11 protein-coding genes and 2 pseudogenes are annotated in these 13,919 nt (G+C 73.8%); all 13 read left to right on the forward strand.

Annotated elements, in window-relative coordinates; genetic code table 11:
• The first annotated feature begins 5 nt into the window (after nt 1-5).
• The 13 genes and pseudogenes from UK82_RS14430 (at nt 6) to UK82_RS14475 (ending at nt 13,482) form a co-directional block, all read left to right on the forward strand.
• Entirely contained in the window at nt 6-2,300 is a 2,295-nt protein-coding gene (locus UK82_RS14430) for a hypothetical protein (protein WP_055407776.1), read from the forward strand.
• Nucleotides 2,297-2,776 carry a hypothetical protein gene (locus tag UK82_RS14435; RefSeq protein WP_044883802.1) on the forward strand — a complete coding sequence of 160 codons (480 nt, stop codon included), beginning with the start codon at nt 2,297-2,299 and terminating at the stop codon, nt 2,774-2,776. The genes UK82_RS14430 and UK82_RS14435 overlap by 4 nt, the downstream gene beginning before the upstream one ends.
• 565 nt (nt 2,777-3,341) lie before the next feature.
• On the forward strand, nt 3,342-3,710 hold a 369-nt coding region (locus tag UK82_RS37740), incomplete at its 3' end, for a GDP-mannose 4,6-dehydratase (RefSeq protein ID WP_236705930.1).
• Between the two features lies 1 nt (nt 3,711).
• Nucleotides 3,712-4,292, forward strand: a pseudogene (locus tag UK82_RS37745) (NAD-dependent epimerase/dehydratase family protein); the annotation flags it as partial.
• Nucleotides 4,293-4,788: 496 nt separating this feature from the next.
• Nucleotides 4,789-5,194, forward strand: a 406-nt coding sequence (locus UK82_RS37750; protein ID WP_236705931.1) for an SDR family NAD(P)-dependent oxidoreductase, incomplete at its 3' end; no start/stop codon positions are given.
• A gap of 1 nt (nt 5,195) precedes the next feature.
• Nucleotides 5,196-5,856: pseudogene (locus tag UK82_RS37755) on the forward strand (NAD-dependent epimerase/dehydratase family protein); the annotation flags it as partial.
• Nucleotides 5,834-7,357, forward strand: coding sequence for a UDP-glucose/GDP-mannose dehydrogenase family protein (locus UK82_RS14450; RefSeq protein WP_055407682.1), 1,524 nt, complete (start codon nt 5,834-5,836; stop codon nt 7,355-7,357). The pseudogene UK82_RS37755 and the gene UK82_RS14450, both read left to right, overlap by 23 nt.
• A gap of 206 nt (nt 7,358-7,563) precedes the next feature.
• On the forward strand, nt 7,564-8,834 hold a 1,271-nt coding region (hisS, locus tag UK82_RS14455; protein ID WP_236705932.1), incomplete at its 3' end, for a histidine--tRNA ligase.
• Between the two features lie 577 nt (nt 8,835-9,411).
• A complete protein-coding gene (thyX, locus tag UK82_RS14460; protein WP_396230559.1) occupies nt 9,412-10,266 on the forward strand; it encodes an FAD-dependent thymidylate synthase in 855 nt (284 codons plus the stop codon).
• 37 nt (nt 10,267-10,303) lie between these two features.
• Nucleotides 10,304-10,435, forward strand: a complete 132-nt coding sequence (locus UK82_RS41495; protein ID WP_255354294.1) for a hypothetical protein — start codon at nt 10,304-10,306, stop codon at nt 10,433-10,435.
• A gap of 17 nt (nt 10,436-10,452) precedes the next feature.
• Nucleotides 10,453-11,568: an acetate/propionate family kinase gene (locus tag UK82_RS14465; protein ID WP_055407778.1), complete on the forward strand. Its 1,116-nt coding sequence runs from the start codon at nt 10,453-10,455 to the stop codon at nt 11,566-11,568.
• Nucleotides 11,569-11,601: 33 nt separating this feature from the next.
• Nucleotides 11,602-13,266 (forward strand): hypothetical protein, encoded by a 1,665-nt coding sequence (locus UK82_RS14470; RefSeq protein WP_055407684.1) that lies wholly within the window; start codon nt 11,602-11,604, stop codon nt 13,264-13,266.
• Nucleotides 13,267-13,287: 21 nt separating this feature from the next.
• A complete protein-coding gene (locus tag UK82_RS14475; protein WP_044883796.1) occupies nt 13,288-13,482 on the forward strand; it encodes a hypothetical protein in 195 nt (64 codons plus the stop codon).
• Nucleotides 13,483-13,919 lie beyond the last annotated feature (437 nt).

The raw sequence follows: 13,919 nt of genomic DNA on the forward strand, positions 1-13,919 counted from the left end.
CGACGATGCGGGTTTTCGAATCCGACGACTACCGTCGCCGGGTGCTCGCCGTGGTGCACCGCCGCGGCGGCGCCGAACACAGCGACCCGTTCGAGATCTACGACATCCCGTTGGCGGAGGTGGACACGCTCGACGACGCGGCGATCCGTGCCCGCATCGCCGAGGTCTGGGCCTTCTGGCAGCGCAGCCGGGACCATCCCCGCTACCGTGGTGTGATCATCGGTCTGCTCGACCTGCACACCGAGCTGTCCGCGGCGCTCGCCGACCGAACCTCGCGCCTAGCCCTGCGCGATCGGGTCGCCGCCGCCCGCGCCGCCCGGGACGACGAGCGGTTCGCCGCCCTCGATGCCGCCGTCGCCCGCCTCGTCGCCCGGTTCGGGGGCATCCCGGCCGACCGGGTCGCCGGCCTGCGGGCATGGGCGGCGACCCAGGGCATCGACGAGTCCGCGTTCGCGCTGCGGACCCGCCGCCATCGGATCGTCACCGCGGGCCCGGCCACCGGGCCGACCGACCAGCCGCGGCCCGAGCCGATTCCCGCCGAGGTGCTCCGCCAGATTCGCGCGGATCTCGACGAGCTGGGCCGGATCACCGCGTCCGGCCCGCCGCGCAGCCTGTTCGACCTGCTCGGCGTGCCGCCCGGCACCTCGCGCGAGCAGATCCGGGACCTGCGTGACGAGGCGCTGGTCCGCAATCGCGCTCGTCGGCCGGACCGCCGCCGCGCGCTTCTCGACGACCTGTTGGCCGCCGTCGGCGCGCTGCTGGTCGAGGGGGACGCGGACGCCTATCTCGATGCACTCGCCGCCGCGACGAGCGAGCGGCTGCGGCCGCGGGTGGCGGCGGCGGTCCTCGTCGAGGACGCGCTGCTCCCGGCGGAGGCGGCCGAACTCGTCGCCGAGGCGCAGGCGGACGGCCTCGACCCGCACCGCGCGCGTGCCGTGGTCCGCTCCCTCGCTCGGGAGCAGGGGGTCACCGTGCCGCCGCTGCCGCCCCCGGCCGCGCCACTGCCCCCGGCCGCGCCGCCGGGCTCCTCCCGACCTCCGGGTCCGGGCTCCTCCCGGTCGGGTCCAGACGCGTTCCCCGATCCGACGGCCGCAGCGGGACGGGGACCGCGCGGGGGTGCCCCGCCCGCCGGAGGGCCGGCGCCTGCCCGTGCGGACGCCTGGCGCGCGGCGGTCTCCCGCGCCCGTGCGGCGCTGCGGGCCGGCCGTCCGGTGGAGGCCGGCGAGCACGTGGCGGCCGCCCGCGAGCTCGCGGGCGAGACCCTGCCGCCCATCCGGGCGATGGACGACGAGGTGGAGACCGCGATCCGGGCAGCGGCCGACCGCTGGGCGCAGCTCGCCCCGCTGATCGCGGCCGGCCGGTACCGGGCGGTGCTTCCCACGGCCCGGCGGCTCGCCGAGACCGGCGCTGACGTACCCGGCCCGGGTAACCAGCTCGCCGGGGAGCTGCTGTCCCTGGCCGAGGCTCGTTGCAGCGGCGCCGACGCGCTCGTCGCCCGCGCCCAAACGGCCGGTGCGCACGACCGCGACCGCCTGCTCGGCGAGGCCCTCGCCCTGGTCACCGACCATGCTGAGGCTTCGGCGCTGCTCGCGCGAAGCCGGCCCGGCCCCGCCCCGCCGGGGGCGGTACAGGCTCAGCGGGACGGCCGTTCGGTCCTGGTGAGCTGGCAACCGTCGACGACCGCCGGCGAGGTGCGATACCGGGTCACCCGGTTCACCGCCGACGGCGTCGGCCGGGCGGTCGGCGTGACCGCGGGCAGCAGCCTCGAGGACGGCGGCGCACCGCCCGACGGTGCCATTCCGCGTTACGAGGTTGCCGCGGGCGTGGGCGGGGCCTGGTCCGCACCGGTCGGGACGGCCGAGCCCGGCCCACCACCCGCAGACCTGGTGCCGTCCGCAGACCCGGTGCCACCCGCAGACCCGGTGCCGCCGACCGGTGTGCCGTCGCCGGAGGCAGGCTCCGCCGCGCCTGCCGTCAACGCCGCCGACGCCCTGCCCCCGCCCGTCGGGCTACGGTGGGTCGATGAACGGCTGCGATGGACCTGGCCGGCCGGCTGCACGGAGATGATGGTGGTCTGCCGGCCGGACGAGCCGCCGACGGCCGCCGACGATCCCCGCGCGCAGGCCCGTAAGGTGACCAACACCCGCTACGAGATCGACGGCGGAGTCCCCCTCCCGCCGGGCCGCCCCCTGCACGTCGCGTTGTTCTGCTGCACGCGCCAGGCGGGGCGACTGGCCGTGGCGGCCTTGGCCGGGGCCCGGCTCCGGCTTGCGCCGGTGGGCGACGGAGCTGGCCGGTGAGGGCCCGGGCGACGGTCGCCGTTCTGGTCGCTGCCTGCCTGTTCTATCTCGGCCTGATCGGCTGGCGCGGTGTCGTCCTGCTCGGCGACGATCGCTGGGCCGCCCGCGGGCTCGGCGCCGGGGTGCTGCTGCTGCCCGTGGTCGGGGTCGTCGTCATCGCGCGCGAGCTGCAATTCGGCCGCGAAAGCGGCCGGCTCACCCGCCTGCTGGCGGTCGGCACCGAAGTCGGCCCCGGGATCGCCGGCGAGATCGGTACCGAGGCCGGCGAGCCAGTCCTGGTTCGCCGGCCTTCGGGGCGCATCGATCGGGCCTCCGCCGACGCCGTGTTCGCGCGACGGCGGGCCGAGGTGGAGGCGGACCCGGGCGACTGGCGGCGCTGGTACCGGCTCGCGGTCTCCTACGGCGACGCCGGCGACACCCGCCGGGGACGCGCGGCGATGCGGCACGCGATCGCCCTCGAGCGCGACCCCCGCTGATCGGACGGGCCGGCCCAGGCCCGGGAATCGGCCGGGAAGTGGATGTGCGATTGCCAGCCGACTCGGCCTGCGACGCTCCGCAGCGTCCACCGGTCGGACGGCGGCGGTTTGCTCACCGAATGCGAACGGTTCAGCCGGAGCATTGACCATCCACGCGACGTGATCAGGTACAGTGCCCGGCCGCGGATTTCCTGGTATCAGGCTGACGTTGGGGGAGGGGCGGTGGACTAACCGGCCGACGCCCTGTGTACCATGCCCCAGAGGTCGGTGTAGCCGGTCGTCTGGACTACTGGGGGGTAGTGCTGTGGTGGTGTCGCACGGCCTTTCCTGGCCGATCCGGCAGTGGCTGTGCTGACCACTCGGGCGGACCGGCGGCTACGGTGATCCTTCGATTCCGGGTGATCTGAGGTCCGGTCTCACCTGCTCAGGCGGCGCCGTCCGACCCGCTGCGCCGCACTCCTGCCTGGCTCTCGGGATGCGGTCCATCCGCGCCGCCGCCCGTCCCACCGGCGGTCGGTGGCCACTTTCCAAGGTCCTCGATGTTTCAGATCCGGGAGCACTCGACGTGCGTGCGATAGTGACCGGCGGCGCCGGTTTCCTCGGCAGTCACCTCTGTGAGCGTCTACTCGGCGACGGCTACGAGGTCATCTGCTTCGACAACTTCCTCACCGGCCGGCCGGACAACGTCGAGCACCTGCTCGTCGATCCCCGTTTCCGTCTGGTCAACCGGGACGTGAATGATTTCATCTATGTTTCCGGCCCGGTGGACGTCGTGCTGCACTTCGCCTCTCCGGCATCGCCACTCGATTACTATGAGCTGCCGATCGAGACGCTCAAGGTCGGGTCGCTCGGCACATTCCACGCCCTGGGCCTCGCCCGGGAGAAGCGCGCCCGATTCCTGCTCGCATCCACCTCGGAGTCCTATGGGGACCCCNAGGTCAATCCGCAGCCGGAGACCTACTGGGGCAACGTGAACCCGGTCGGCCCGCGCAGCGTCTACGACGAGGCGAAGCGTTTCGCCGAGGCCGTGACGATGGCCTACCACCGCAAGCATGGCGTCGACACGGCGATCGTGCGGATCTTCAACACCTACGGTCCCCGGATGCGCGTGGATGACGGGCGGGCCATCCCCGCCTTCGTCTCCCAGGCGCTGCGCGGGGAGCCCATCACCGTCGCCGGCGACGGCTCCCAGACCCGGTCCATCTGCTACGTCGACGACCTGATCGACGGGATCGTCCGGCTGCTGCACTCGGACCTGCCCGGCCCGGTCAACATCGGTAACCCGCACGAGATGTCGATCCTCGACACGGCAAAGCTGGTGCGCGACCTGTGCGGGTCGACGGCGCCGATCACCTTCGTCCCCCGACCCGAGGACGATCCCTCCGTCCGGCAGCCGGACATCACCATCGCCCGCACCCGGCTCGGCTGGGAGCCGAAGACGAGCCTGCACGACGGCCTGACCCGCACGATCTCCTGGTTTGCCGGCCAGCTCACCGAGAGCCGCCAGGTCGCCTGAGCACACGGCGCGCTCCCTCGGCGCCACCGGCCGCCTCGCGACCGGATCGGGTGCGGGGCCGCTTTCCGGCCCCGCATTCACCGGTGTTGTTCGGTCGCGGAGTGCGTACATGAAGTTACCGGGGATTCAGGATCGCGGCGTTTCCGGGTGTGACACTCCCAAAACCACGCGTTCACTGTGCCGCCGCGGTGGCGGCGGGCTGGCCCCGTTGCGCTGGCACACCTGGAGAACCGGCCGGCCCGGGAGCCCGTGTGTCGGCGCGGCCAGCGGCGGCCGGTCGACCGGGAAAAGCGGGGGCGGTGACCGTTCGACCTGGGGGTTATGTTCTCCTGTGCCTGTTGTCCGAGCCGCCTGCGTGGTGGTGCCCCTCGAGCCGTCCGCCGGGAACCCGGGTCGTCCGGGGTGACGAACAGCCGGGTTGCCTGAACAGCCGGGTTCGTTGCGGAGCCGAGTTGACGGTGAGCGAGTTGACGAAGAGGAACTGGATGGTCGAGGTATGACGTCGACGGACCGGACCGGGACCGTCCTGGTGACCGGCGCCGCGGGATTCATCGGCTCGCACACCTGTGTCGACCTCCTCGCGGCGGGGCACCGAGTCATCGGTGTGGACAACTTCGTCAACAGCTCGCCGCGGGTTCTGGACCGGCTGCGCAAGGTCGCCGACCGGGACCTCGAGTTCGTCCGGCTCGACGTGCGCGACCGGGCGGCTCTCGGCGAGGTGTTCCGCCGCCGGCCGATCGATGCCGTGATCCACTTTGCTGCCCGCAAGGCGGTGGGCGAGTCGGTCGAGATCCCGCTGGAGTACTACGACACCAATGTCAACGCCACGCTTGGCCTGGTCAGCGTCATGGCCGAGCACGGCGTGCACCGACTGGTCTTCTCCTCGTCCTGCTCCATCTACGNCACGGTCGACACGGTGCCGATCACCGAGGACACACCGGCCCGGCCGACCAACCCCTACTCGCGCACCAAGTGGATGTGCGAGCAGATCCTCGCCGACGTCTGCGCCCGCGATCCGGCCTGGCAGGTCATCTCCCTGCGGTACTTCAACCCCACCGGCGCGCACGAGTCGGGCCTGCTCGGCGAGGATCCCCGTGGGGTGCCGAACAACGTCATGCCCTACCTCGCCCAGGTGGCGGTGGGCCGCCGCGCCGAGCTGTCCATCTTCGGCGACGACTACCCCACCCCCGACGGCACCGGGGTGCGCGACTACATCCACGTGGTCGACCTCGCCGAGGGCCATCGCCTGGCCCTCGACCACCTCGCCGACCAGCCGGGGCACCGGGTCATCAACCTGGGGACCGGCGCCGGGACGTCCGTACGGGAGCTGCACGCGGCATTCTCCGCCGCCTGCGGCCGAGATCTTCCCTGCCGCGTGGTGGCCAGACGGCCCGGGGACGTCGCCGCGCTCGTCGCCGACGCCACGCTCGCCCGCGAGGCACTCGGCTGGACCGCTCGCCGCAGCGTCGCGGACATGTGCCGGGACGCCTGGCAGTTCCAGCGCCTCAATCCAGGGGGGTACGACGATGAAGAGGAGCCTGATGAGCACGTCGGACAGTCATGAGGACGCGGCGGCGCCGGATAGCGGGCCCCGACCGCGGCTGACGGTCATCGGAACCGGCTACCTCGGCGCCACGCACGCGGTCTGCATGGCCGAACTGGGCTTCGAGGTGCTTGCCGTCGACGTCGACCACTCGAAGATCGAGCGGCTCTCCGCGGGCGAGATCCCGTTCTTCGAGCCCGATCTCGCCGACCTGCTGCGGGCAAACCTCGCGACCGGCCGGCTTCGCTTCACGACCTCCTTCGAGGAGATCGCCGAATTTGGCGACGTGCACTTCGTGTGCGTCGGCACGCCGCAGCGCCCCGACGGCTACGGGGCGGATCTGAGCCATCTCAACGCGGCCATCGAGCGGTTGGCGCCCCTGCTGACCAGGCCGTGTCTGGTGGTCGGCAAGTCCACCGTCCCGGCCGGCACGGCCGCCGGGATCGCCCGGACCCTCGCCCGGCTCGCCCCGGCGAACGCCGGGGCCGATGCCGACATCGTCTCCGACCTTGCCGGCGTGCAGCTCGCCTGGAACCCGGAGTTCCTGCGCGAGGGCTTCGCCGTCGCCGACACCCTGCATCCCGACCGGCTCGTGTTCGGGGTCGCCTCGCCCGCCGCCGAGGGGGCGCTGCGGGCGGCCTTCGCCCCGGTGATCGCCCAGGGCGTGCCGGTGATCGTGACCGACTACGCGACCGCCGAGCTCGTCAAGACCGCGGCGAACTCCTTCCTCGCTACGAAGATCTCCTTCATCAACGCGATGGCCGAGGTGTGCGAGGCCGTCGATGCCGACGTGCTCACCCTGGCCGAGGCGCTGTCCCACGACGTCCGCATCGGTGGCAACTTCCTGCGCCCCGGCGTCGGGTTCGGCGGCGGCTGCCTGCCCAAGGACATCCGCGCCTTCCAGGCGCGTGCCGATGAGCTTGGCGTCGGCGTCGCGCTGCGGTTCCTGCGCGAGATCGACGAGATCAACAACCGGCGCCGGGATCGGGTCGTCGACCTGGTCGCCGCGGCGCTCGACGGCACGCTGGCGCGTCGGCGGCTGCTCGTGCTCGGCGCCGCCTTCAAGCCCAACTCGGACGACGTGCGCGACTCGCCGGCGCTCGCGGTCGCGGACCTGCTGGCCCGCACCGGCGCCGACGTGACGGTCGTCGACCCGGTGGCGACCCCCAACGCGCGGCGCGCCCTGCCCGGCGTCACCTACAGCGAGACCGTCGAGGACGTGGCCGCGGACGCCGACGCCGTCGTGCTGCTCACCGAGTGGCGCCAGTTCGCCGAGCTCGACCCGGCCCGGTTGGGCCAGCTCGTCCGTCGTAAGCTGATCATCGATGCCCGGCACGCCCTCGACGGCGACCGCTGGCGCCAGGCCGGCTGGGTCTACCTGGCCCCCGGCCGGCCCACGGGCGTCATTCCCAGCCCCGTGCCGGAGCAGCGGCCGCGATTCGGACTGCCCGCCGCGACCGGCCCGGACGGCGCGGCCGCGCGCGACGCGGAGATCGACGCCCCCGTGGGACGCCGGTCCTGACCGCTGCGGGTGTGCCGCCCGCCGGCACGGGGCTCGATGGAGAAGGGGCCCCGTCCCGGCGGGACGGTCCGGGTGATCCGCGAGGTAGGGTGCAACGCATGCGTCGTCTCGTTCGACATCGGTGAGCCCCGCCCGGCGTCGCGGTCGGCCGCGCCCGGGACGGCAGGTACCCGTCCGTTCGAGATCGATGAGGAGACCTCCCGGCGATGAGTGACGCGCCGATCGTCCGCCCCCTGCCCGTCAGCGGTTTCCCGGAATGGCTGCCCGAGGTCCGGATCGTCGAGCAGCGCTGGCTCGACACGATCCGGGCGGCCTTCGAGCGTTACGGTTTCTGCTCGGTGGAGACCCCGTCGGTCGAGGCGCTGGACGTGCTCACCGCGAAGGGGGAGACCTCCCAGGAGGTCTACACGCTGCGCCGCCTGCAGGCCGACGCGGACGACGACAGCGCCCGGCTCGGCCTGCACTTCGACCTGACCGTGCCGTTCGCCCGGTACGTGGCCGCGCACTTCAACGAGCTCGTCTTCCCGTTCAAGCGTTACCAGATGCAGCGGGTGTGGCGCGGTGAGCGGCCCCAGGAGGGCCGCTTCCGCGAGTTCACCCAGTGCGACATCGACGTCATCAACGTCGACCGGGTGCCCCTGCACTTCGACGCCGAGCTGCCCCGGATCGTCCACGAGGTGCTCGGCACCCTGGGTGTCCCGCCCTGGACCATCAACATCAACAACCGCAAGGTGCTGCAGGGGTTCTACGAGGGGCTGGGGATCGGCGATCCGCTCGCGGTCATCCGGATCGCGGACAAGATGGACAAGGTCGGCCCCGACGGCGTCGCGAACCTGCTCGGCGCCCAGGCCGGGCTCGACGCGGACCAGGTTCGGGCCTGTCTCGATCTCGCCGCGATCCGGGCGACGGGCCCCGGGGTCGTCGACGAGGTGCGCCGCCTCGGCGTGAAGTCGGATCTGCTCACCGAGGGCCTCGACGAGCTCGCCCAGGTCCTCGAGGACCTGGGCGACCTGCCCCCGGGCAGCGTGGTCGCGGACCTGTCGATCGCCCGCGGCCTCGACTACTACACCGGCACGGTCTACGAGGCGAAGTTCGTCGACTGGCCCGACTTCGGCAGCATCTGCTCCGGCGGCCGGTACGAGAACCTCGCCGGCTCGTTCATCCGCCGCAACCTGCCCGGGGTCGGCATCTCCATCGGCCTGACCCGCATCTTCGCCAAGCTCCTCGCCGAGGGTCTGCTGCCGAGCGGCCCGGCGAGCCCCGCCGACGTGCTCGTGGTGATCCCCGCCGCGCAGCGCCGGGCGGCGGCGCTGGCCACCGCGACCGCGCTGCGCGCCCGCGGGCTGAAGGTCGAGACCTACCACCAGCCGGACAAGCTGGCCAAGCAGGTCCGCTACGCCGCCCGCAAGGGCATCGGCTTCGTCTGGTTCCCGCCCTTCGACGAGGGACGGGAGCACGAGGTGAAGAACATGGCGACNGGTGACCAGGCCGCCGCCGACCCCGCCGCCTGGACCCCCACCTCGACCTGACCCCGACCTGACCCCGCCCTGACCTCGACACGGCGGGTTCCGGGATGCGCGCGGCGGTTGGGCCGCCGCGCCATCGCGGGGGAGGGCTGCCCGCCGCGACGTGGCTGGGCGGCCGGGGATTGACGGGGGCGGAGACCCCCGACCGCGCCAGACCACGTCGCGCGAGCGGGTACTGCGACTCCTCGTCGTTGGGGACTGACGAGGCGTCCACAACCGGTGTACCACGCCCGCGCCGACCCCCAATCCCTGCGCTCCGGTCGCGTGACCGGACGGGTAAGTGGGTGCCGACACCGGCCGCGTTGGGCGATTGCTGGCCCGCTCGACTGATTGCTGACCGGCTCGACTGATTGCGCATCGGCCGACCGGCCCGCCGCGGCCGACTGCGACGGCCCTGTCCGCGGACCGCACCGGTCCTGGTGGCCGGAGGTGGGTTCGCGAGGTCCGGCGTACGCCGGGGGCCCCGAGGCGTCTACCGTGGTCGCAGTCCGCGCCGGGGCAAGGGTCGCCCCGGGTGCCGCGGTGGCGATGGAGGTGGCAGTGTCTGAGCCGGCGTCCGAACCGACTTCCGGGACGGCGTCCCAGGCGGCACCCGGCGCGGCGACGCCGGTGTCCGCGGTGGCGCCCGCTGGTCCGGCGACCGCCCGGCTACGGGTCCAGGTGATCGCGAAGACCGAGTTCCTCCCGCCGGCGGACGTGCCGTGGAGCACCGACGCGGACGGCGGCCAGGCGCTGGCGGAGTTCGCCGGCCGGGCCTGTTACCAGAGCTGGAGCAAGCCCAACCCGGCGACCGCGACCAACGCCGGCTACCTGCGCCATATCCTCGACGTGGGGCACCTGTCGGTGCTCGAACACGGCAGCGTCTCGCTCTACCTCACCGGCGTCTCGCGCAGCCTCACCCACGAGCTGGTCCGGCACCGGCACTTCTCCTACAGCCAGTTGTCCCAGCGATACGTCCCCGAGCGCGACGCGGCGATCGTCGAGCCCGAGGTCGTGGCCGGCGACCCGGAGCTGCACGCCCTGTTCGAGCAGGCGGCGGCGGCGTCCCTGGAGGCGTACGGCCGGCTGCTGGAGGGGTTGGAGAAGCGGTTCGCCGACATCGCCGCCCCCACCTCGCGGCGCAAGCAGGCCCGGCAGGCCGCCCGCTCGGTCCTGATGAACGCGACCGAGACCCGCATCGTCGTCACCGGGAACTACCGGGCCTGGCGGCATTTCATCGCGATGCGCGCCAGCGAGCACGCCGACGTGGAGATCCGCGGTCTCGCCGTCACGATCCTGCGCGAGCTGCAGGCGGTGGCGCCCAACGTCTTCGCGGATTTCCGCATCTCCGCCCTGGACGATGGCACGGAAGTCGCCTCCAGCCCGTTGGTCGGGGAGGGCTGAGGCCGCCGGCGCCGGCTGGCCGAAGGAGGAGCAGCGGATGACCAGTGTCGTTGACGCCGCGCGGCGGGAGGACTCGGGTGAGGCCTCGGGCTCGCTGCCCGCCCGCGCCTACACCCGTGACCACGGCGAGGACGACCCGGCGATCCGCGACTGGACCTGGCCGTACTGACGGTGATCGGCCCGACGGTGAACGTCCTGGTGGTCAACGCCGGATCGGCCAGCCTCAAGCTGCGGCTGGTCGGCCCGGACGACACCCTGCTCGCCGCCCGGGACCTCGACACCCCGGCCGGCCGCGCCGACCCGGCCGAGCTCGCCGCGGCGCTGGGCGAGCTCGTCGGCGCCGCGGACGGCGAGCCGGCCGCGGTCGGGCACCGCATCGTGCACGGCGGCACCGAGTTCACCCGGCCGGTGCTCGTCGACGCGCCGGTGGCCGACCGGCTGCGCGCGCTGACCGCGCTCGCCCCGCTGCACCAGCCGGCGGCGCTCGACGCGCTCGACGCCGTGCGGGCGGCGCTGCCCGAGGTCGACCAGGTCGCCTGCTTCGACACGGCGTTCCACAGCCGGCTGCCCGCGGCGGCGGTGACCTACGCCCTGCCGGCGAAGTGGCGGGAACGGTACGGCATCCGTCGCTACGGCTTTCACGGGCTCTCCCACGCCCACGCCTCCCGCCACGCGGCCCGGCTCACCGGCGCCCGGCGCATCGTGACCTGCCACCTGGGCTCGGGTGCCTCGCTCGCCGCGGTGCTCGACGGGGTCGGCGTCGACACGACGATGGGCTTCACCCCGCTGGAGGGCCTGGTGATGGGCACCCGCTCGGGCAGCGTCGACCCGGGTGCTCTGCTGTGGCTGCAGACCGAGGCCGGGGTGAGCGCCGCGGAGCTCACCGACGGTCTGTTCCGCTCGGCCGGGCTGCTCGGGCTCGCCGGGACCGCGGACCTGCGCGCGGTCGAGGCCGGCGCCGCCGGTGGCGACCCGGCCTGCGTGCTCGCCCTGGACGTCTACCTGCACCGGCTGCGGGCGGAGATCGCCGCGATGACCGCGGCGCTCGGCGGCCTGGACGCCCTGGTGTTCACCGGCGGGGTCGGGGAGGGCTCGGCGGCGGTCCGGGCCGGCGCCGCGGCAGGACTCGGGTACCTGGGGGTGGCGGTCGACCCGGCGCGCAACGCCGCGCCCGCCGACGGCACGGTCGACCGCGAGATCGGCGCACCGGGGGCGGCGGTGCGCACGCTGGTCCTCGCCGCCCGCGAGGATCTGGAGATCGCCCGCGGGGTCCGGAGCGTCCTCGCCGGTGGCGTTGGGTGAGCGATACCGGATGAACCGGTAATGTCCTGATTCGTGACGGGGACCGCCGGTGCGGCCGGGGCCGGGCCCGGCGCGTTCGGCCGGCTGCGGCGGTGGAGCCGGCGCGACGACGCCGAGCACGCCCCCGTCCTCGACCTCACCGACGTCGACGAGGTCACGATGACCCTGCTCGCCCCGCCGCCGCCCTTCCAGGGACTGCGCCGGCGGGTGGTCGACCAGTTCACGATCCTCAGCGCCAACCGGTGCCGGCTGGCCCGCTCGGTCAACTGGGGTCCGCTGGACGATGTGCTCAACCAGGTCGTGCCGGTGACGGGGGCCGGCCGGGTGAACACCGTCGGCAGGCTGCCGCCCGAGGTCCTGGTGCTGCTGCCGGTCTCGACGCTGTCCAAGCGGGCCCTGGTGGCCTTCGACCTGACCGGCCCGGGGGGTTCGGACGCCCACCTGATGCCCTACGGCACGTCGGTGGCCCTCCAGGGAAACCTGATCGCCAGGCTCGCCGATCCACTCGGGGTGCCGCTGGAGGAGCCGGCCCGCCGCATGGTCGACGCCATCTCCCGCTTCCGCCCCGGCCGGCTGTCCGACAACTACCCACGGCTGGTGCCGGGGCGGGGTCGCCCGCTGCGGCTCGACGCGATCCGCACCTACCTGGAGCGCGAGGCCGAGCTCGCCGTGCCGGCGTCCCGGCTGCGCCGGTGGCAGGACCAGGTCGTCGACGCCGAACGGGTGCTGGCCGCCGCCCTCGCCGAGCCGTTCGACCCCCTCAGCAGCGCCGAGACGCTGCTGCTCGCCGTCGGGGAGCTCTGGCGGGACCCGGACGTCCCCGACGGGCGCGACCTGGCCGCCGTCGAGCGGTACCTGACCGGGTTCACCACCTGGATCGACGCGCTGGTCGGCGTCGGGGCGGCGGCCGAACCGGTGCTGACGACCGTGGCCGAGTACGGGCGGCGCTGGGAGGCGCTCGCCGCCGTCACCCTCGACCCCTACCGGCCGTTCCTGATCAAGACGAGCGAGGAGCTGCGCACCGTGCTCGTCCGCGGCCGTCCGGTGCTCGGCCGGTCCGGACCGCCGTGGCGCCAGCTTCTCCACCCCGCGGCGCTGGTCGACGTCGACTCGGGCGGCACGGGCAGCTACCACGTCAGCATCGGCACCGACGACACGAGCATCGAGCTCGACACCCCGATGATGATCGACCTGTTCGGCGACCCGGTGCCGCGCACCTACATCGAGGACGTCCAGCGCAACCGGGAGGTGTATGCCTTCTACACCACCGACGCGCGCCGGCCGCCGCGGTCCCGGCTGGTCGTGGGGCTCAGCGTCTCCGCGGACGTCTCCCGCATCACCGGCGCGATCGGCGTGCTGATGCTGCTCACGGTGGGCCTGTCCGCCCTGCCCGTCGAGCTGGCCCCGGATGCCGTCGCCGTGATCACGCTGCCCTCCTCGTTCGCGGCGACGGTGCTGCTCACCCGGGAGCGCAGCAGCCTGGCCGCCTGGGTCCTCGGTCCGGCGAAGACGACCCTGCTGGCCCTGCTGGTGGCGCTGGCGGTCCTTGCCGGGCTGCGGGCCACCGGCTGGCACGCCCCGCCCGATCCGGCGCCGCCGGCCCCCGCCGCCGCGGTGACGGATCCGCCCGCGCGGCCCGCCCAAGCCGCCGTGACCGTCCCCGACCGGCCCGGTGGCGGTACGCTGGAGGCTCTGTAGCGGCGAACGGGACGGTGGCGGATGCCGAAGAACTACGGTCCGGGTGTGGCGCTCGGCCCGCTCCGTTCCGGTGGGCTGCGGTCGCTGGTGCGCCTGGGTCGCCGGGACCTGTGGTTCCGGCTGGACCGCAACATGCTGGGCGCGGGCGACCGCGGGAGCGTGCCGGGGCTGGGATCGCCCGGCCAGGTGTCCGGGGGGTCCGTTCGCACGCACTAGTCGTTCTCGCCCCTGTTCCCCGCCTCTCGTCGGCCCGCCCGGTTCTGGCCGGTGCCGCGAGCGGGGCCTGGCTGGGGTGATCGTCGGCGGCGCGCGGCCCCCGACGGATGCCACCGCCGTCGGTGGCGGTAGCGGGTGGACCGGGCCGGGCGCGCGTGTCCGAGGTGTCGGTCATGCTGTCGGGCCAGGCCGGACGAGATCGCGACCGCGGGCGTGGCGGCCGGCGGGAAGGCGGCTCGGTCTGGCGCAGCCGGTCCTTACCCTGCCGCGGCGCGTCGGTGCCGGATGCGGTGGGTGCGCGGATGCGGTGTGGTGCGCGCGAGCGAAGCGGATGGGTGCGGACGAGGCGTGTCGGGTGTGGGTGCGGCTGCGCGGATGTGGCTTGGTGCGTGCGGGTGACGGGGATTGAGCGTGGGCAGGCGGCCTGTCCGCCCGCC

The organism is Frankia sp. ACN1ag (assembly GCF_001414035.1).
Classification (GTDB): domain Bacteria; phylum Actinomycetota; class Actinomycetes; order Frankiales; family Frankiaceae; genus Frankia; species Frankia torreyi.

Bases quoted from the DNA above. Each gene is read 5' to 3' on its own strand.
- UK82_RS41495 (WP_255354294.1), top strand. From the start codon at position 10,304: ATGACCAGTGTCGTTGACGCCGCGCGGCGGGAGGACTCGGGTGAGGCC.
- thyX (WP_396230559.1), top strand. From the start codon at position 9,412: ATGGAGGTGGCAGTGTCTGAGCCGGCGTCCGAACCGACTTCCGGGACG.
- UK82_RS14475 (WP_044883796.1), top strand. From the start codon at position 13,288: ATGCCGAAGAACTACGGTCCGGGTGTGGCGCTCGGCCCGCTCCGTTCC.
- UK82_RS14430 (WP_055407776.1), top strand. From the start codon at position 6: ATGCGGGTTTTCGAATCCGACGACTACCGTCGCCGGGTGCTCGCCGTG.
- UK82_RS14450 (WP_055407682.1), top strand. From the start codon at position 5,834: ATGAGCACGTCGGACAGTCATGAGGACGCGGCGGCGCCGGATAGCGGG.